Origin of the sequence: Butyrivibrio sp. AE2015 (assembly GCF_000420825.1) — a bacterium.
Taxonomy (GTDB): Bacteria; Bacillota; Clostridia; order Lachnospirales; family Lachnospiraceae; genus Butyrivibrio.
In genome coordinates this window covers 15,761-34,031 of record NZ_ATVR01000036.1, presented here as the reverse complement: position 1 = coordinate 34,031, position 18,271 = coordinate 15,761, and the positions used below count along the sequence as shown (strand labels likewise).

15 protein-coding genes are annotated in these 18,271 nt (G+C 36.0%); all 15 read left to right on the top strand.

Features of this window, described 5'->3' with window-relative positions; translation table 11 throughout:
• Window positions 1–289 (top strand): IS3 family transposase (locus tag G585_RS19410; protein ID WP_034481091.1); only part of this gene is annotated, 289 nt, incomplete at its 5' end.
• A gap of 529 nt (window positions 290–818) precedes the next feature.
• Window positions 819–1,379 (top strand): zinc ribbon domain-containing protein, encoded by a 561-nt coding sequence (locus G585_RS0113940; RefSeq protein WP_022775816.1) that lies wholly within the window; start codon window positions 819–821, stop codon window positions 1,377–1,379.
• A 38-nt stretch (window positions 1,380–1,417) separates the two neighbouring features.
• A complete protein-coding gene (locus tag G585_RS0113935) occupies window positions 1,418–3,046 on the top strand; it encodes a leucine-rich repeat domain-containing protein (RefSeq protein WP_022775814.1) in 1,629 nt (542 codons plus the stop codon).
• A gap of 26 nt (window positions 3,047–3,072) precedes the next feature.
• Window positions 3,073–4,644, top strand: coding sequence for a leucine-rich repeat protein (locus tag G585_RS0113930; RefSeq protein ID WP_022775813.1), 1,572 nt, complete (start codon window positions 3,073–3,075; stop codon window positions 4,642–4,644).
• Window positions 4,645–4,674: 30 nt separating this feature from the next.
• A complete protein-coding gene (locus G585_RS0113925) occupies window positions 4,675–6,273 on the top strand; it encodes a leucine-rich repeat domain-containing protein (protein WP_022775812.1) in 1,599 nt (532 codons plus the stop codon).
• A gap of 24 nt (window positions 6,274–6,297) precedes the next feature.
• The gene (locus G585_RS0113920) at window positions 6,298–9,051 is read left to right on the top strand and encodes a leucine-rich repeat domain-containing protein (protein ID WP_022775810.1); all 2,754 of its coding nucleotides are present in this window, start codon (window positions 6,298–6,300) and stop codon (window positions 9,049–9,051) included.
• Between the two features lie 129 nt (window positions 9,052–9,180).
• Window positions 9,181–10,914, top strand: coding sequence for an RNA polymerase sigma factor (locus tag G585_RS0113915; protein ID WP_022775809.1), 1,734 nt, complete (start codon window positions 9,181–9,183; stop codon window positions 10,912–10,914).
• A gap of 11 nt (window positions 10,915–10,925) precedes the next feature.
• The gene (locus tag G585_RS19135; protein WP_022775808.1) at window positions 10,926–13,247 is read left to right on the top strand and encodes a DUF6273 domain-containing protein; all 2,322 of its coding nucleotides are present in this window, start codon (window positions 10,926–10,928) and stop codon (window positions 13,245–13,247) included.
• Between the two features lie 102 nt (window positions 13,248–13,349).
• A complete protein-coding gene (locus tag G585_RS0113905; protein ID WP_022775806.1) occupies window positions 13,350–13,913 on the top strand; it encodes a zinc ribbon domain-containing protein in 564 nt (187 codons plus the stop codon).
• Complete coding sequence (locus G585_RS0113900) at window positions 13,910–14,827, top strand: zinc-ribbon domain-containing protein (RefSeq protein ID WP_022775805.1); 918 nt, start codon at window positions 13,910–13,912, stop codon at window positions 14,825–14,827. Before G585_RS0113905 ends, G585_RS0113900 begins: the two co-directional genes overlap by 4 nt.
• Window positions 14,828–14,842: 15 nt before the next feature.
• Complete coding sequence (locus tag G585_RS0113895; RefSeq protein ID WP_022775803.1) at window positions 14,843–15,196, top strand: hypothetical protein; 354 nt, start codon at window positions 14,843–14,845, stop codon at window positions 15,194–15,196.
• Window positions 15,197–15,260: 64 nt separating this feature from the next.
• Window positions 15,261–15,626 (top strand): hypothetical protein, encoded by a 366-nt coding sequence (locus G585_RS0113890; RefSeq protein WP_022775802.1) that lies wholly within the window; start codon window positions 15,261–15,263, stop codon window positions 15,624–15,626.
• 33 nt (window positions 15,627–15,659) lie between these two features.
• Entirely contained in the window at window positions 15,660–16,730 is a 1,071-nt protein-coding gene (locus G585_RS0113885) for a hypothetical protein (RefSeq protein ID WP_022775801.1), read from the top strand.
• A gap of 90 nt (window positions 16,731–16,820) precedes the next feature.
• A complete protein-coding gene (locus tag G585_RS0113880; RefSeq protein WP_022775800.1) occupies window positions 16,821–17,084 on the top strand; it encodes a hypothetical protein in 264 nt (87 codons plus the stop codon).
• A 250-nt stretch (window positions 17,085–17,334) separates the two neighbouring features.
• Window positions 17,335–18,258: a hypothetical protein gene (locus G585_RS0113875; RefSeq protein WP_022775798.1), complete on the top strand. Its 924-nt coding sequence runs from the start codon at window positions 17,335–17,337 to the stop codon at window positions 18,256–18,258.
• Window positions 18,259–18,271: the final 13 nt, after the last annotated feature.

The window sequence follows — 18,271 nt, the reverse complement described above, 5'->3', positions numbered from 1 at the left end:
CGTTCCATTTAGGAAAATAGTCAATGATTATGGTTTACGTCAATCAATGTCTCGCCGGGGTAACTGTTGGGATAACGCACCACAGGAAAGTTTTTTTGGACATATGAAACAGGAGCTTGGCATAAAATCACGTAAATGGAATTCTGTAAATGACATAAGAAACGCCATAGATGATTGGATTGACTACTACAACAATGACCGATATAAACTTAGTCTTAATAAACTATCACCAAATGAATACTACAGATACATAAAAACCGGAGAATATCCAAAGAAGATGCTGGTCTAAAAAATGGGTGTAAATTTCAAATACTGTCCTTGACATGGGTAGTAGTTTACCTTTTAACGGGTGGCCCGAGCCTTGAAATCGGCCTATATGCCCATTTGAACTTTCATGAGAGGTGGCTGGCCTCTCAAAAAGTAGCTATAAGGACAAAGTAGTAAAAATCAGAGGTGGCTGGAAGCTTTCAAAAGCGCTATATGCCCAAAGCAATTTCTATTGGTTGGCGATTCAAATTGGATAAATGTGGGATTAACTGTGATGTAGGATAACAGCAAAAGATTTTTAAAAAAATTTTTTTAAATATTTAAAACCTACCTTAAACCTCATTAGTAATAAGAGTAGAAAAACAAAAAAGAAGGAAGGAAAACATGTATATGAAATAAAGTTTGTAAAAATAAAATGAAAATGAAATTAAATTTGAAAAAACCGCATATTTACTGGCTTTTTGGCACCCTAAATTATTGACAAGTAGGGGCGGTGACGTGCTAGAATATATGCGCAAAAACGATAATTACCATTATGAAGGGAGAAAAAAATGGGATTTTTAGATAGTGTATCAAAGTTTACTTCAGGTGTTGCTGAGAAGACAAAGGGAAACGTTGATGTGTTTTCACTTAACCAGCAAATTTCAAATACTGAAAAAGAGATAAATGATTTATTTAAACAGCTCGGAACTAAATACTATGAGATTCACAAAGATGACGCTGAATCAGATCTGTCAGGCTTTGTTTCCTCTATCACAGAGAATTATGCCAAGATTGAGCAGTTAAAAGCAGAGATTGAACAAAAGAAGGCTGAGATTGCTGCAGTACAGCTTACAGAAAAAAGTGAACAGCAGAATTCCGGAAATGCAAGAGGAACCGGAAAAGTATGTCCTAAATGCGGAAAGCCTGTAGCTGATGATGAAATGTTCTGCGGAAGTTGTGGCGCTGAATTACCAAAAGAAGAACCTAAGATAGAAGAACCATCATCTGAAGAGGCGGCTAATAATTCGGCAAAGGAAACTATAAATACTAAGAAATTCTGTAAAGAATGCGGAACAGAGCTTGATGCAGATGCCAAGTTTTGCTCAGTGTGCGGAAAACCTGTCGAGTAAATAATTTGCAGCATTAAGATTCATCGGAGGAATAAAAAATGAAGTACTGCACTAAATGTGGACAGAAAATAGAAGGAAACAAGAAATTCTGTACTAAATGTGGAGCAAAGTTGGAGGATGGTCCAAGTAGTATAGGATCAGCTAAGAGTAGCAAAAAGATAAATCCGGTAGCACTTATTACTATCATTGCAGCTGCATTGGTTGTTATCCTGATTGGGAAAAATGTTTTTTCATCGCACGATAAAACTGAGGATAAATCAGATAATAAAAAAGTAACTCAGGTTGATGAAAAAGAGACTAAGACAGAGAAAAAATCTTCTAAAAAGGAGGATGAATCATCTAAGGAACGTTTCAATGATCCTGATAAAAAGAAGAATAACGACAAAAAAGCTTCTGATGTTTCTAACTTCAAATATGACGTAACCAGTGATGGTGTAAGAATCACCAAGTATACCGGAACAGATAAAGAGGTAACGGTTCCTAACAAGATTGAGGGAACTAAGGTTACAGAAATTGCTAAAGAAGCATTTGCCCAAGCAGAGGTTGATAAGGTTGTCTTGAAGGAAGGAATTACTGTAATTGGAGATTATGCGTTTAGTAGTTGTAAATTAAGTGACATTGAGCTTCCTAAGGGAGTAAAAACCATTGGGAAAAGCGCGTTTGCAAAGACAGAAAATTTAAGCAAAATAGAGATTCCATCAACTGTTACATTGATAGGAGAGGGTTGCTTTAATAATTCAAATATAAATAGCATAACTATTAAAGAAGGTAAAGAGGCGGCAGTTATTGGAAAAGGTGCATTTTTAATGTGTTCTAACTTGAAAACTGACGTAGTTATTCCGGGGAATTATTTGGTAATTGAAGAGGAAGCTTTCAGAGAAGCTGCTATCAATTCTTTTAAGTGGGAAAAAGCTTCTGTAGACGGAAGAATTAGGTTGGGAGAATATGCTTTTTACGAAAGCCCAGTAACTGATGTTTGTATTGAAATGAAGGTACCGGAAGTAGAAGCATATTGTTTCCATTCATGCCAAGAATTATTAAATGTGAAATTGCCTGAAAGCGTTGAAATTATAGGCGATTCAGCATTTGGGTCATGCATAAATATGGAGACAATTAATCTTCCTGAAGGCTTAGTTTCGATTGGCTCGTCTTCATTTTGGGGTTGTGAATATCTGACCAATATAGTAATCCCTTCAACTATGGAATCAATAGGTGAAAATGCATTTGCTAATTGCACACAATTAAAGAATGTAACGATTAAAGAGGGAAAAAAGGCAGCAAGTATTTCAGAAGGCGCTTTTACTGCGTGTCCGCTTACAGAGATTGTCATTCCGGAAAACTATACTTCTGTATATTTACCAAATGAAAAAAACCTAACTCTCATTAAATGGGAAGGTGACAAAAAATCGAATTATGAACATGTTTTGCTAGGCGAGATTAAAGGTGAAAGTCGTGAATGTGATCTTGAATTGTACCTTCCATATGGAGTTGAGTATAAAGAAGATACGGAAAGAGGCTATTATGGCCATGTAGATGATTACTTGTGGGGAGCAGAACCTGCCTATGGCTTCAAAGCGACAATTCATATTGATAGAGATAATCCACTAGTTGCTGATGAATCGTATTATGATCACCCTGAAGATTTTGTGTTTGAGTTTTATGATTAACGTTTATTAAAGGAGATATTTTTAAGGTGGCTTACTGTAAGAAATGTGGGAAAGAATTAAAGTCAGGTGCTATGTTTTGCACTAACTGTGGTGCAAAAACAGATGTTCAGAACATTCCTTCAAAAAAGAATAATAAAGTAAAGAAGTATGCGTTGGCAGGGGGAGTAGTAATTGTACTTATCGCTGTAGTCATAGTAATTAAGCCACATAAAGGTGGGCAAGAAGAAAAAAAGATTACTGCTAATGAAAAAAGCCAAGAAATTATCACAGAGGAAGTAGTTGAGAAAACAAAATCAAAAGAGAAAAAGGTTTCACAAAAAGAAATAGAAGCAATCAGTGATTATGAGTACGAGATACGTAAAGAAAAAGTTTGTATAACTGATTATAAAGGACACGATTTTGAGTTGACGATTCCTTCTTATATAGAAGGTTATCCTGTGACGAAAATTGGCGATGGTGCATTTATGGAGGAAACGCTCGATAAAGTGATTCTTCCAGATACTATTGAAGAAATAGGGGACAGTGCATTTGAGGAATGCGCAATAAAGGAAATATATTTGCCCGAAGGCCTTCAATATATAGACGAAAATGCCTTTAAGAAGACAACAAAGCTAAAAGAAATTACGATTCCATCAACAGTTACAAGAATCGGATCTTCCTGTTTTTGGGAATCTCAGGATTTAGAAAAAGTAATCTTTTTGTCCGGAAATGCGCTTGCAGCGATAGAAGAAAGCGCATTTAAGGAATGTAAAAAAATATCCGGAGAAATCGATATTCCCGGAAATTATCTTGTTATTGGTGACAAAGCTTTTTATGAGTCTGGAGATTTTACATTTAAGTGGGAAAAGGCAACGGTGGAAGGCGAAATAGTTTTTGGCAATGAGGTTTTCAGACAATCCGGAGTTAAAGAAGCTACTATCGACATGGATATTAGTAAAATACCATCCCAGGCATTTTTAGAATGTGACAAACTGACAACGGTAAGCTTCCCAGATAGTGTTTCTGAAATCCGCGGTGGAGCATTTGATGGATGCGATAATCTTGAAAAGATAGATCTTAATGAGGGACTTGTTACTATTGGGGCGAATGCATTTAAGAATTGCGTAACTATTAAAAAAATAGTTATTCCTTCTACGGTAGAAAACGTAGGCGAATATAGTTTTTGGGGATGCAAGAGCCTTGACAGTATTGAATTTAAGGAGGGAAAAAATCCTGCTTCAATAGGCGGAGCGGCCTTCCATGGTTGTGGTGATGTAAAAGAAATACTCATTCCCAAAAACTATGTGTCAGTAAAATCAGACTTTGTTTTTGATAATTTGAGCTTATTTAGGTGGGAAACAGGTGGAGAAGATTTTCCTAATCAGACAATATCAAGTTCAGTTGCCATAGCTAGTAGATGTGATATAGAGATCTATTTCCCAAAAGGAATGGTGATTGAAGCTGATAACCAGTTTGCGTTGGATTCTTTTGTACAAAGTTTAGCTTCCGGAAGCGATTCAAGATCGATTAAAGTTTACGTGGATGAGGATAGTTCGATAGCCCATGGAGCTGTTAATGGCTGGTATACCCACGAAGAGATTTTTGAATATTATGACTAAATTTGAAAAAGGAATTGATGTGGAGGAATTATGAAGTACTGCACTCATTGCGGAAAAGAGATAAAGAATGGATCAAAGTTTTGCACAAGCTGTGGGCAAGAGATAAAGGAAACTAAAACTAAGAAAAATCCCAAAGGGATGATTTTGGGAGCATTAGTGCTGCTAATTGTTTTAACTGTAGGTTTGCTTGGATTTAACAAGATAATGAAGAAAGACTCTGATGACGTAGTGGTAGAGTACGTCGAAGAAGCTAAGGCGGAAGAAAAAGAAACAGAAATCATTACGGAAAAAACGGAAGAGGTAGAAAAAGAAGAGGACGTTAAAGAAATACAGGAAGAATCACCGGAAGAATCACCGGAAGACGTAGATAGTGGTAACTACATAGAAATAAAAGAGATAAGTACCAAAAAAGAAAAAACAGATATTGCTTCAACTCCTAGCGAGAACTTTGAGTTTTCAGAGGACACCAACGGATCAAGAATCATTACAGGATATAAGGGAACTGATGAAAACATAGTGATTTCATCTACCCTTTGTGATGGAAGATTGACAATAGGCAAAGAGGCTTTTGCCGGAAACGATACTATTCGATCTGTTACGGTAAGTAATGTAATTGTGGACGATAGAGCATTTGAAGGTTGTCCAAGTCTTGAAGAGGTTACTGTTATATGTGATTCTGATGACTTTGAATACCAAACTATGTTATATAGTGAGGTCTTTGCAAATTGCAGTAATTTAAAATCTGTCCATGTAAAAGGCTCATATTGCCAATCTTCATCCGGGGTGTTTGCTAACGATATTAACTTAACAGAAGTAGAAATCGGTGAAGATATACGATTTATTGGGGCTCAGATGTTTAAGGGATGCACAGCTCTTAAGAGCATTAAGATTCCTGATAAATGTTCAGCAATTTATAGCGAAGCCTTTGCCGATTGCACGTCTTTGGAATCAGTGGAATGGAAGACCCACATCGATACATCTATAAAGTATGAAGATCTTGGATATGGCGAAACATACAATCAAGCTTTTATAGGAGGAAAAGCTTTCCTTAACTGTTCGTCTCTTACTAGTTTTGATATACCAGACAGAACAGACGTGTGCGGAGGGGCATTTATGGGATGTACTAGTTTAAAGGAAGTAATTATTCCAGCAGGTACATGTGGCTGCTCCAATGGTATTCAGGCTGAATGTTTCAAAGACTGTAGTTCTTTGGAAAAAGTGACTATTTATGATGAAGCCTTAAATGGTGAGGATGATGGATATGGCTATCACGAAAAATCTATAGGAGAAAGTGCTTTTGAAGGGTGTACTAGTCTGGAAGAATTAGAGATATCAGAGTATTTCAAGTACGTAAAGAAGCATGCCTTTAAAAACTGCTCTTCTCTTAAGAAAGTAGTATGGAATGATAGAGACGATCTTGATAAAGAAAAATTTATTTCTGATGAGGTATTTATTGGATGTACAAATTTGACTGATGTATATCTTCCGGCTTTAAAAAAGCCTGTAGCTACATCATATACCAAAGATATCTTTGACAGAACTTCTAATGTCACAATTCATACCCCACACAATTCTGCCATGGAGGAGCATGCTGAGAGATTTAATTTTAACTTTGAAAATGATTACTAATTAGGCAGTAAGAATGGAGGATTTATGAGATATTGTACTCATTGTGGGAAAGAGATAAAACCTGGCACTAAATTCTGTACTAATTGCGGAACCGCTTTTACTGAGAATGCAGATAAAAAAGAGCATAAAGTTAATACAAATAAGAAGAAAAGTAATAAAGCTGTGCTTTTAATAGCGGTAAGTATAGTTATTCTTTTGGTTGTTGGTGCATTTGCTATAAGTAAAATCGGCCATAAAGTAGGGGGGTTTACCGATAATAACAATATTGAAGAAAAAAAGAGCGAAGAAACTAAAAAAGATACTGCTAAATCAGAAGAAAAAACTGAGGAAAAATCAGAAGAATACAAAACCGAAAAAAAGAGTGCAATAAATAAACTTTTCGATAAGACAACACCAATAGAAGATTTTACTTTGGAGAAAGCTGGAAAAGGATATTATATTGAAAAATATAATGGCACTGATAAGGATATTGTAATTCCATCTGAATATGAAGGAATTTCAATATTCGGAGTTGCAGGAAGAGCTTTTGAGAAAAATGAATGTATAGAAAGCGTTGTAATTCCTTCTTCGGTATCAGAAATTGGAGCTTGGGCTTTTGATAGTTGCTTTAATTTAAAAAAAGTAACAATAGAATCAGGTGATACTAAGCTGGAAATATCAAGTAATGCATTTTCTAATTGTGTTGTACTCGAGGAGTTGATTTTACCTGATAGAGTAGCTTCTTTTGGTGAAACCATGAACTGTCCTAGCCTTAAACGATTTGAGTGGGTGACAAGCGATGAAATAAGAAATGATAAAAGCAACTATTCATCTAAAAATATAACCTTCAGAAATTGTCCTTCTCTCTCCAGTTGCATAATAGAAACAGGCGAAATGTTTAAAAGTTCACCCACATTTATAGGATGCGATTCAATTAAAGCACTCCGTATTCCGGAGGGATACTCTGAAATAGATGGATCAGATAACAATAAAAACCTTGAAACTATAGTAATTCCATCTACCGCAACAACTGTAGACGGAGGCTGCGATAACCCTAACCTTACGAACGTTGTTATTAAAGAAGGACAGGATAAAGCCCAGTTAAAAGGCTTTGAGAATTGCACACATCTTGTAAAGCTGGATGTTCCCGGAAATTATGAAGTTTTGGATATGTCTGATTTTCCATTATCTATAGAGGAGGTTATCTGGAGAGACAGCGGAGAAAATCATCCAAATCAAAAGGTGATTTGGGGTTATGAAGTAAGAAAATCAGCCAAGAGTATATATCTTCCAAGGCTTAGAGAGTGGAATAACAATGCTTCCGGTTCTGATTTTAAAAGGGCAACAATTTATACTTATGAGGACTCTATAGCTTCTGAAGAGGCTGAAAAAAATGGATGGCCATACGAAATAATTACTAAGATGCCGGATCGAGACAAGTCCTTAAAGGAATTAGAAAAGAAATCAGAAAAGCTTAAAGCAGGTGAATTCATAATGGAGACTGCGTCCGTTGATGAATCCGAAATAAAAAAGGCGATAGCAAGCATTATTTCAGAAAGTGGTTTGGAGATTTCATCAGATGAAAACGATGATAAGGGTAATGAAGATGCAAATAAAGAAAAACTTGTGCCTACTCCCGCTGAAGCTTTTGTTTTTTCAACAATAGGATATCAAAACTACACAGTTATTTCCGAATATATTGGAGATGCTGAAGATATTGTTATTACACCTAACATTTCAAATGAAGACTTTTATATTGCTCCTGAGGCTTTTGCGGGTAATGATAAAATACGCTCCGTTACAATAAAAGGGGTAGCTGTAGATAACAAGGCTTTCTATGGATGCACCAATCTTGAGGAGGTAACAATTATTGGAGCAAAGGACTACGATGAATACAGAAGCTTAGCAAACAAGTATTCATTGAAAGAAGATGCTTTTGCAGGATGTGAGAATCTTAAAACTGTTCATATTAAAGGTGCTTATTTAAATTGGGGAAAGGGAGCATTTAAAGAGGATACAAGCCTGACAGAAATTGATATCGATGATGAGTGTACAAGTATTGGTGAAGAAGCATTTATGGGATGCACGGCATTAAAATCAGTCAGAATCCCAAGCAAATGCGGGACAATCTTAGGAAATGCATTTAAAGATTGCACTATGCTTGAAACAATTGAATGGAATTCAACTGTAGATACATTTCTTTTTTCTACAACTTGGTACCATAGCATTAGCATGGGAGCTTTTGAAAACTGCAGTGCAATAAGAAAATTTGATATCCCTGAAAAGACCAGCCTTAACCAGCAAGTATTTAAAGGCTGCAGTAGTCTTGAAGAGATGATTCTCACTCAAGAAACATGGGAAGCCTCGAGTGGAATACCTTCCGAATGTTTCATGGATTGTACTTCGCTAAAAAAAGTAGACATTCAAATCGATGTTTCTCAGGTTAAAGATTATGAAGTTGGGATGAAGGCATTTTCAGGATGCACGAGCCTTGAGGAAATTGAAATACCTAAAGAAGTTACGTCAGTTAATTATTTGGCCTTTGAAAACTGTTCATCTCTGAAGAAAGCAGTATGGCGTGATAATGAGGATAATGAACCGAGTCAGATATTGTCCGGTGGTTCCTTTAAGGGGTGCTCTAGTCTTGAAGATGTTTACATTCCAAGACTCAAGAATATGGTATTTGGACTAGAGGGTTCTATCTTTGATACGGACACAAAAGTAACTGTTCATACGCCGGAGGGATCAGTTATGGCTGAGTATTGCCAAAAAAATAACCTTAAGTGGAGTAATAATTAATCCAGGCGCACAGGAAGCATGGAGGCACTCGCGATTATTAAAACCTTTTGATAAGTTCAACTGTAATTTATTTAGCAATAAGTAAATTACAGTTGAATTATTTATGGAAAGGAAAATGCAGACAGTAACATGGAAGAAAAAATCACTGATATTAAGAAAATAGTAGAAGCTGCCAAAAACGGTGATACCGAAAGCTTCGGAAAAATCTATGAATACTACAGGGCAAAAGGAATAAGCATAGCCAGACAGTACGTTAAAACCGCAGAAGATGCGGAGGATATGTACCAGGATTCTTTTATGAAAGCAATGCAGCATATAGATTCCTTTGACTTATCCAAAGATTTTGGTCCTTGGCTGGATGTAATCATAGTAAACACCTGCAAAAATTTCTTGGTTAAAAAGAAACCTACTAATTTCTCAGATGTTTCAGAAGAAGAGACGGAGTTTGTCGATACCCTTGAGAATAAGGATATAGAGATTGTTCCGGAATCTGCCTATGATCGAAAAGAACTTATGAACATCATGGGAGATATAATTGATGCCCTTCCTCAGGCTCAAAAGGAAGCGGTAGTTCTTTATTACTATAAAGAATTGAGCGTTAAGCAGATAGCAGAACTGCAGGAAGTGCCTGAAGATACCATAAAGAGTAGACTTAACTATTCCCGAAAAAAAGTATCTGCGGCGGTAGAAGAGTTCGAAAAGAAAAATGGTATCAAGATTCACAGTGTTATCATCGTACCTCTTTTGTTGTCACTATTTTTCAAGAATACATCAAAGGCAGCTTATGCAGAAACGCTTATATCAGAAAAGAAAGAAGCAGGCCATTCCAAGGGTGGTAATGAGGCGGAGAAAGTTAGGAAAAATAACAATACCGATACCCATAAGCCTGTAAGTAGCAGAAAAGTTGGAAAAGCGGCAGCAATAAAACCAATAGTATTTAAAATAGTTGGCGCAGTTATAGCGTTATTGGTTGTGCTTGGCGTGGCTAAACCAATTATAGAAAAAAATGGCCATGAGGATTTGGGAAAAGCCAGTGAACAAAATGGTGAAGAAATAGATACTTATGACCAAAATGATGCTAAAAAGAATGAAGTAGATGGGGCTGACAATGATGAAACTTCTACTCCATCCGGTGGCATGCATGTTGGAAAATCAGCCAAGGTAGACATAGATGGTGATGGTAAAAATGACGAGATTAAAGTTTGGTATGAAGAATATGAATCTTTTGAACAAGTGTATCAGCCTGAATACTATATTGAAATAAATGGTGACAGATTTGATATAACAGCACTTTATTCGGAAGCATACAGGGGATATATGAATAGCGCATATGGCATGGTTAAAAGTCTTGAGAGTGATAAATATTCTTCAGACTATAACAATTATGTAAAGTCAGCTTTGGAGGAAGCGTATTGCCATATAGAAGATTATCACGGAAATAATATTTATGGGATACCTAAGATAACGATGCTGATTATGGATATTGATAAAAACGATGGGCATAGTGATATTCTCATTCCAATACCCGATGTAGACAATTATGCAGGCGATGTAAGTGAAGGATTTGATTATACAGAAGAAGATGAAGTGCTTGTCTTGAACTATAGTGCGGAACAGCTAAGTCTCGTGAAAAAAGCATCTGCTACAGGAGATACTTACATAAGCGCTTGCAGGAAGGATAGCGAGAGGCTTAGCGAGATATTTGTTCGTGATGGAAACAATATTGTTGTAAAGCAAAATGAGGTTTTTGGATCAAACGGTACTCATAAAGTTCCATATGGAGAGTTTTATGATTCGAATCGATTGGAAGATTTTATTTACGCTGATGGAACAGTGAAATCCGGGATTATTAAGGTGAATTAAGGAGATAGGTTATGAATAGAAAATGGAGAGCACTGATTATATTTTTAGTATTTGCGATGGCTGTAACAGGATGTGGCGGACATAGCAGTAAAAAAGGTAAATCAAAAAGTAGTGGAGCTGGAACTCTTACAGATATAGTTGGAACAGAGAAATTAAAGCCGGATATTGCATCAGAACCATATGATGGGAACAACTACAAGGATTATTTTCCTAATGCTATTTCATTTGCTGAATTTGCCGGCTACTTCGATGAAGTAGAGATCAACATGGATAATTGGTCGGACTATTTTGAAGTAAGAGAAGAGCAGGACCCAGAAAGTGATTATGAACATTTATTATATGTTTTTGCACCTAAAAATGATAATGTAATCAGTTCTGTAGAGGATGAAGTAAGGTTTTGTGTCAATTACAGTATTTCTGACCTTAGGAATATTAGTGATCCTGATACCGGAAGTGTTATAAGATCAGAGATTGCCGATGAAGATCGTTATCGTAACCACAGAATCGAGTCATGTAAGGAAATACTAGGCAATAAATATATAAACTACGGTCGTTCTGAATATGATGACGAGCCATGCATAGTTGAGGATATTTATACTTTGGATGAGTTTACTGTGTATGATGCGCAGGGGACAATTTATGAGATGGATATCCCTGAAGATGTCTGGATTGAAAAAACAAATAAGGACGGACAGACCATACGCTATATAGATATGACAGATGGTATCGTGATGAGAAGGTTGTACGAGAATGGATTTGTTCATGAATCTTCTTTGTTTAAGTCTGATTATCAATGGGAAAGTAGTGACCTAAATGGAATGGAAACAAATATGAATTTTATGGATATGCCTTTAAGTGAAAGAATATCAGATTGTTTAGATATTGATAAATTTAAGCATAGCGTTTCCATTGATGAAAGGCTTGCCATTGAAAAAATAAAGGATGAACAATATACGTCACTTACCTTTATGCCGGCAGATGTTTTTTACAACTGTATTACTAAAACGGAAATTGATGAAACTAATTATGATGAGTATATAGAAGAATATGTTGAATATGTAGATGATAGCGCAGTAGTAACGTTAGAAATCAAAGATGGTTATTTCATAGGAAGTGGTTGGTGTGATATTAAAGTATTTTATGAAAATAAACCAAATGATGGTAGTGCCGGGAATGGGGAGAAAGAAGTTCACAAGGACTCCGTGTATTTTGATTTTTCAAGATTAGGACCTAAAGAAGTTAAGAACAAGATCAGGGTGGGGAATGTTATTACTCCAGATAAGAATAACCATGTTGAAGTGTTGGATATACATACTTCGATTGATGAAGTTTATTCATTTAGTGTTCCAGAGGAGTACATAAATAAGGATTATTTGTCAGTTTTTGAATATGGTTATGTTAGAGAATATATTCTTCTGGGCACTACTGAGGCTTCTTTAACACTGTATCTGGATGACATGGAAGAGATTAGCTACATTATTAGTAACGAGGATACGCCTATAGAGTATTATTGTAGCGATTCAAACATAAATGCTTATGGGACATATCGCCCGAATCTTAATTCCAAAGATTACATGGAAAAATATGTTTTTGATTCATATGACGGTGATACACAGATTCCTATGTTGGAGGAGGGAAAAGTATCTGACAATCTTAAAAATGCCAAGAATGGAGAAATTTATTTATTTGGTGAATATGAGCAGAATGGAATAGCTGAAGATGGTAAAGAACCTATTGAATGGATTGTTTGCGATAAGAAAGATGGCTACGCATTATTACTTAGCAGATACATATTGGAAAGCGGAAATAGTTATTCTCAGTATCAGGGAATAGAACCGGAAGATAGGACTTGGAAGAATTCTTTACAGCGCTATTTTCTTAATGAGTATTTCTATAATGTAGCATTTAATGACGAAGAAAAGAACCAAATTGCCAGTGTGAATAACGATTCATCAGATTGTGATGCATATTTTGTAAGGAATGGAAGTGATAATGGTACATTTTATGACGAGACTATTACAACAGTTGACCGCGTGTTTGAATTAAGTGCGATTGAATGGAATTCTGTTGCTACAGAGTTGCAGGATAAATGCTTTACATATCCAACAGAGCATGCATGTACAGATCATAATAATTATAATCCGTCTGATAAATATAGTGATGAATTTGCATTGAGAAACAGAGCTGGCTTGGGGAAAAGTGATAGCCTGGAAAATGCTGAAATTATTATGTACCAGGGGATGGTTCCTGTAACAACTGATAAAAACAGTGTCTATCTGGATACATATGGAAGTAATTACTTTATTAGACCTGCAATTTGGGTAAAGTATTAATTTTTTCAAATTTTTTTGAATTTTTTAAAACCTCCCGTGGGACATCTCTGTAATAAGAGTAGAAACGAGGAAATAACAGAATGGGAATGGAGGATTATTCTTATGAGATTCTGTACACAATGTGGAAAAGAACTATCGGATGGTGCTAGTTTTTGCACCAAATGTGGAGCTAAGATGGATGCACCCAGCAGGGCTCATCGAAATGAAAAAGGTGAGAGAATGCTGACATTTGAAGAAGCTTGCTATGATTTTGCAGATCGAGCAGAGGAATACGCGGATAGCATGTATGATGAGGAAGGCATTTTTTCAAAAGATTCACTTTTGACGAAGATAGTAGGATTTATTTTTAAAGTCATAGGTTCGATTATTGGTTACTCAATAATACCGGGGATTGCTTCATTTATCTGTGTTTTATTGTGCGTAGTTATTTTGCGAGTTCCTTTTGGTGACGCATTTAGACTCTTTTTTATTCCTGGATTGATTGGATTTGCTTTCATCTGCTATTTTGGCAAGATAATTCAAGTTCTTTCAGGTTCAAGGACTCGGGACGAATACTATATTGACAGAGATGGGAATGCATTTGATGACAAACGTTCTGCTCAAAATTCAATTCGTAATAGTTTAAGACGAGAGAGAAATGAGGATATGGGAGGAAATGAGTTTTGAGATATTGTACAAATTGCGGGAAAGAATTAGATGATAACGTTTTGTTTTGTACCGGCTGTGGGACAAAACTTGAGCCGAAGCCTATGGTAGCAGAAGGTTCAAAGTCTGCGGATAAAAAGACAACTGATAAAAAGCTTGATAAAAAGAATATTAAGCTAATTGTGTTAATTGCTATAGCTGTTATTGCATCTATATTTTTTAGAACCAGTAATGCAGCCGGTATGCTTAATCTTATTATGTATGTCGCAATTGGCTATGCGATATATCGATTGGTTAAAAATAAGAAAGCCGATAAGCAATATAGCAATGATGCAGAAGAATTTGTGAAGTCTCATCAGGATGTTGATTATTACAATACGCTTACTGAATCAACAGATATGAAAGGCCTGTATCAATATGGCTCAACACTTCTTCTTTACAAAGAACATGATCCTGAAAAGTACGAAAGATACCATAGATTTATGACATCTTTTGTGCCTTATGATGAATTTGAAAACGATGGTTTTATGTATGCTGGTTCAAATAGAATATATGCCTTTTTTACTGATGAAGATAGGAAAAAAGGAAATACCGACAATCCTCAGTTAATATGTGTATGTAGCGACGGGGCCGTTGGAACATGGCTTGAACCTGATGATCACGTTGTATTCAAAGATAGAATCTATGGTAATGGACCTTTGTATGTTAGAGGAATATCTTCGTATGAAAGTACTAAAAATCTAGCCAGAAGATTAAATAAAGTATATCCAAATGCACGTATTGGCTATATTGATGTCGATGGCGGATATATTGAAGGACTTGGAGGCGGATTAAGAAAGCCTACAAATGAAGAGTGGGATGATTACTTTTTCAGAGAAGCTTACAAAGACGATACCTATAGCGTGGTGAGCTTCAGAGTTGTTTCGCAGAATTGATTTGAGAGGAATAATATGTCGGAGAACAAATTCGTTAATGATAATAATGTTGAAAGCAAAAATAAGGATTTCTTTGGCCAAAACGATAAGATTATCCAGGAAAAGGGCGATTTTAAGCAGCGATATCGCCGCTTTTGGATTGGCGCAATTCTTGCATATATGTGGCCGATGGTTCCAACCATATTCGGAATAGAAATGAGTAAGTCTCATCCTATTGCCAGTGCGTTCATAATTGTTACCTGGATTATAGCTATTTATATTCACAAGAAGAGATGGACTGAAAATGGAGTTTATGCCGCCTTTATTTGCAAAGAAAAATATGGGTGGCAACCTGAGAAGAATTGGATTGCTAAGGTATTACACAGATGATTTTTAAATTCGATATCTGATAGTGGCAGAACAATGAATTAAGGACTAAGGAGATGTGATTACAATGGATATAGTTAAGAAAATCCTATTTGTTTTAAAAGATATTATAGTAACTGTTTTTGGCGATTTATTTGAGTCTACAGTAGCAAGAATGAAATGTAATGCTAAGTACTTATTTGAAAAGATCAAAAGAAGATTACCTATTGCAGTGGGCCTGGTGATTTTAGGTTATGTTATTGATATGATTCATGATCCGGGTGTGTTTTTCTCTAATATTTCGCAGTATGTGCTTCTTTTTATTCCGGGTGTATTTGCTGTTACCTTTGTTTTAGTTTTTGGAAAGGTTATTCTTCTTGCTCTTCTTGCAGGCGTAGCTGTATTATTTGCGCCGAACCCGGATGACGACAGAAGAAGTGGCTTTTGGGGATGATGAACAAAGATTGGCATAATATAGGTGATGAAAATGATTAAGAAAAAAATGATGGTGCTATCCGGTGCAATCCTATTTGGAGTGCTCACTTGTGGTTGTGGAAGTACAGGGATACAGGCTGATACTACTGTAAGTGAAGAGGCAAATGAACATACATTAGCGGAAACACCTATAGTAGCGGAAAATGAAATTGAAAAAGAACAGGAGCAAGTGCAGGAAGAAAGCTTTGATCCTTCAGAAGTATACGAAGCATTCCTTAATAATGAAGAAGTAGCCGAAATTTCTTTTGATGCAGATCAGGGCTATTATTCCAGCTATAAGGAAACACTGGAAGATGGTAAGTCATATACTCTGGATGAAATAGCTCAGGGACTTAAAAGCGGGATAAATGTTTTTCTCGAATCAAATGATGACATTGAAATCAGCGAAACAAGAAATGCTTATATTGACTGTGGCAATGATGGACAAAACGAGCTTTTGGTAGCTGTTAAATTCAAGGCTCCAATGGATACCTATGAGAATAAAATGATTTTCAAGGCTACGAAAGATGGACTTAAGCTGTGTTACTGCGGTGATTCATGGTCCAGAAAAAGCCTGGCAGTAAACGAATATGGATATATTGAAACAACTTCCTCTGGCGGAGCATATGATAGTTCATATGAAAAAAGCTACGTTGATGCAGAAGGTAGATGGCATTTCCTCTACGGAAATGTGGCTGAATATGCCGAAAGAGGCGAGTTGTGGTATGGTTCTACAAAATATGTTTATAGCGATTATGGAATAGATATGTCGGACTTGCTGATTTTTTCCTATTATTTTGAAAAGACTGATGATGAATCAGAACCGGAATATTTGTATACATATGCTAAAATGGGCGAATATGGAAAAGCCAATGAGGTGCCATATTTTGATGTGAGTATCGTAAAAGACAATGTCCTTTATGAAACAGGCAATATGTATAAAGACTTTTTTGACCAGATAGGAATGAAGGTTTACTCAACAACTGATATGGCAGCTCTGGTTGAAAAACAATTTCAAAATGAAGGGTTTGATTCTTCACTTGCAGAAGGCAAGGTAGTATTGGAAACGGAAGTGGATTTTTGAAAAAGAGTAAAACCTGAATGCAGATCTTTCTGTAATAAGAATAGAACAAGAAAAACATCTTATTACAGAAAGGAGGTTATTGTATGCTCTATGAAACAACATGATAAAGATGCCTTTCTTATATCAATGCTTGTAAAAAATAAAGATCAGCAGCAAAAGGTGGCAAAGAGGATGGAAGAATTACAAAACGAAGAACAATCCGTCCTAAGTATTCTTAAAGATGAAGGATATATCATTATTGGTGTGCTGGAAAATGAAGAAATATGTGTTGAACCACAAGATGCAGAATTTGTTGATGAATTAATGTATGAGTATTTTAGCTACAAAGAAAATGAGTGGTTCACGCACAATTAGAAAGAATGATTAAAGCGGAAATGCTGATTGGCATTTCCGCTTTTGTGATTTATTGGCTGGTGGCGTGCGTAGTCAATTACTTACGCATATAGAAAGTATCACTTCGTTTCTTTATTCTTTATTAAGAAAAAATTAACCGTATAGCGATGATATGCATTCGCTTTACAAAGTATAATAATTATGAGTTTCTATGCGCATTATTAATTGTTTTGCAGTCATTATATTCTTGATAGTGAGAAGGAGAGTATTCATGCAGATAACGGGCCTTACTAAGGAAAATGTATATGATTATTTGGATTTTCTTCCAGTTGATATTGCTGAATGCATTGAAAGAGAGTTTACCTGCGGTTTTGTTTGTGTTAAAGAGGGAGAAGATGCCCCGTCTGCCGGGATAGTATGGGAGCTTAAGCAAGGCGATGATGAACTTGATATAAAGAGCCATATTTTATTTATGAAAGCGTTGGATGAAGAAAGCGCTAATGTTCTTATGGATGAATATACGGAATCTGCTCTTTTAGCAGAGTGTGGCTCTTCATATTATTCTCTTCCCAATACACTTGGCGGTGTTGAAATAAATGCGCTTAAAAAGGCAGGGTTTTCCTTGGAAGAAAAGGAAAGTTCTGTTATCAGTGTGTCTCTTTCAGAAATCATCAAGAGGCTTTTAAAGCACGGCGATGGTCAATACGATAATATAAAACCTCTTTCTCAGGCGGAAGACAGATTTTTTAGCAGCATGATCGCAGAACTTGAATTTGAGGGCAACCACGGAATATGTGATGACCTTTTATTCCTGCCAAGGGAATTCTTTGATAATGATGTTTCCTGTTATTACGAGGATGATGAAGAAGTATATGCAATAGTTCTGGTTCATGAAAAACCATCAGGAAAAATAGAGCTGGACCTTCTTCACAGTCATGATAAGGATCCGAACACACTTATTCATATTATGAAAAAAACTGTTCTATTGGCAGAGGCTAAATATGATCTTTCAACGGAGTTTCTAATTGATCGTCATGATGAGCGATCACTTTCTTTATGTCAGATATTGTTTCCTAAAAAAACAGGCGAAAAAGTATATGAGGGAATGAGAAAAGAGCAGCTTCCAGAAAGCAAAGAGATTGATACAAGATTTTATAACGAAGAAGAATGGGATGAAGATTTTGAAGAGTATTGATCTGCATCTGTAA

Excerpts from the sequence above, each read along its gene's own strand:
- G585_RS0113940 (WP_022775816.1), top strand. The coding sequence starts at position 819 with ATGGGATTTTTAGATAGTGTATCAAAGTTTACTTCAGGTGTTGCTGAG.
- G585_RS0113935 (WP_022775814.1), top strand. The coding sequence starts at position 1,418 with ATGAAGTACTGCACTAAATGTGGACAGAAAATAGAAGGAAACAAGAAA.
- G585_RS0113925 (WP_022775812.1), top strand. The coding sequence starts at position 4,675 with ATGAAGTACTGCACTCATTGCGGAAAAGAGATAAAGAATGGATCAAAG.
- G585_RS0113920 (WP_022775810.1), top strand. The coding sequence starts at position 6,298 with ATGAGATATTGTACTCATTGTGGGAAAGAGATAAAACCTGGCACTAAA.
- G585_RS0113915 (WP_022775809.1), top strand. The coding sequence starts at position 9,181 with ATGGAAGAAAAAATCACTGATATTAAGAAAATAGTAGAAGCTGCCAAA.
- G585_RS19135 (WP_022775808.1), top strand. The coding sequence starts at position 10,926 with ATGAATAGAAAATGGAGAGCACTGATTATATTTTTAGTATTTGCGATG.
- G585_RS0113905 (WP_022775806.1), top strand. The coding sequence starts at position 13,350 with ATGAGATTCTGTACACAATGTGGAAAAGAACTATCGGATGGTGCTAGT.
- G585_RS0113895 (WP_022775803.1), top strand. The coding sequence starts at position 14,843 with ATGTCGGAGAACAAATTCGTTAATGATAATAATGTTGAAAGCAAAAAT.
- G585_RS0113890 (WP_022775802.1), top strand. The coding sequence starts at position 15,261 with ATGGATATAGTTAAGAAAATCCTATTTGTTTTAAAAGATATTATAGTA.
- G585_RS0113885 (WP_022775801.1), top strand. The coding sequence starts at position 15,660 with ATGATTAAGAAAAAAATGATGGTGCTATCCGGTGCAATCCTATTTGGA.
- G585_RS0113880 (WP_022775800.1), top strand. The coding sequence starts at position 16,821 with ATGAAACAACATGATAAAGATGCCTTTCTTATATCAATGCTTGTAAAA.
- G585_RS0113875 (WP_022775798.1), top strand. The coding sequence starts at position 17,335 with ATGCAGATAACGGGCCTTACTAAGGAAAATGTATATGATTATTTGGAT.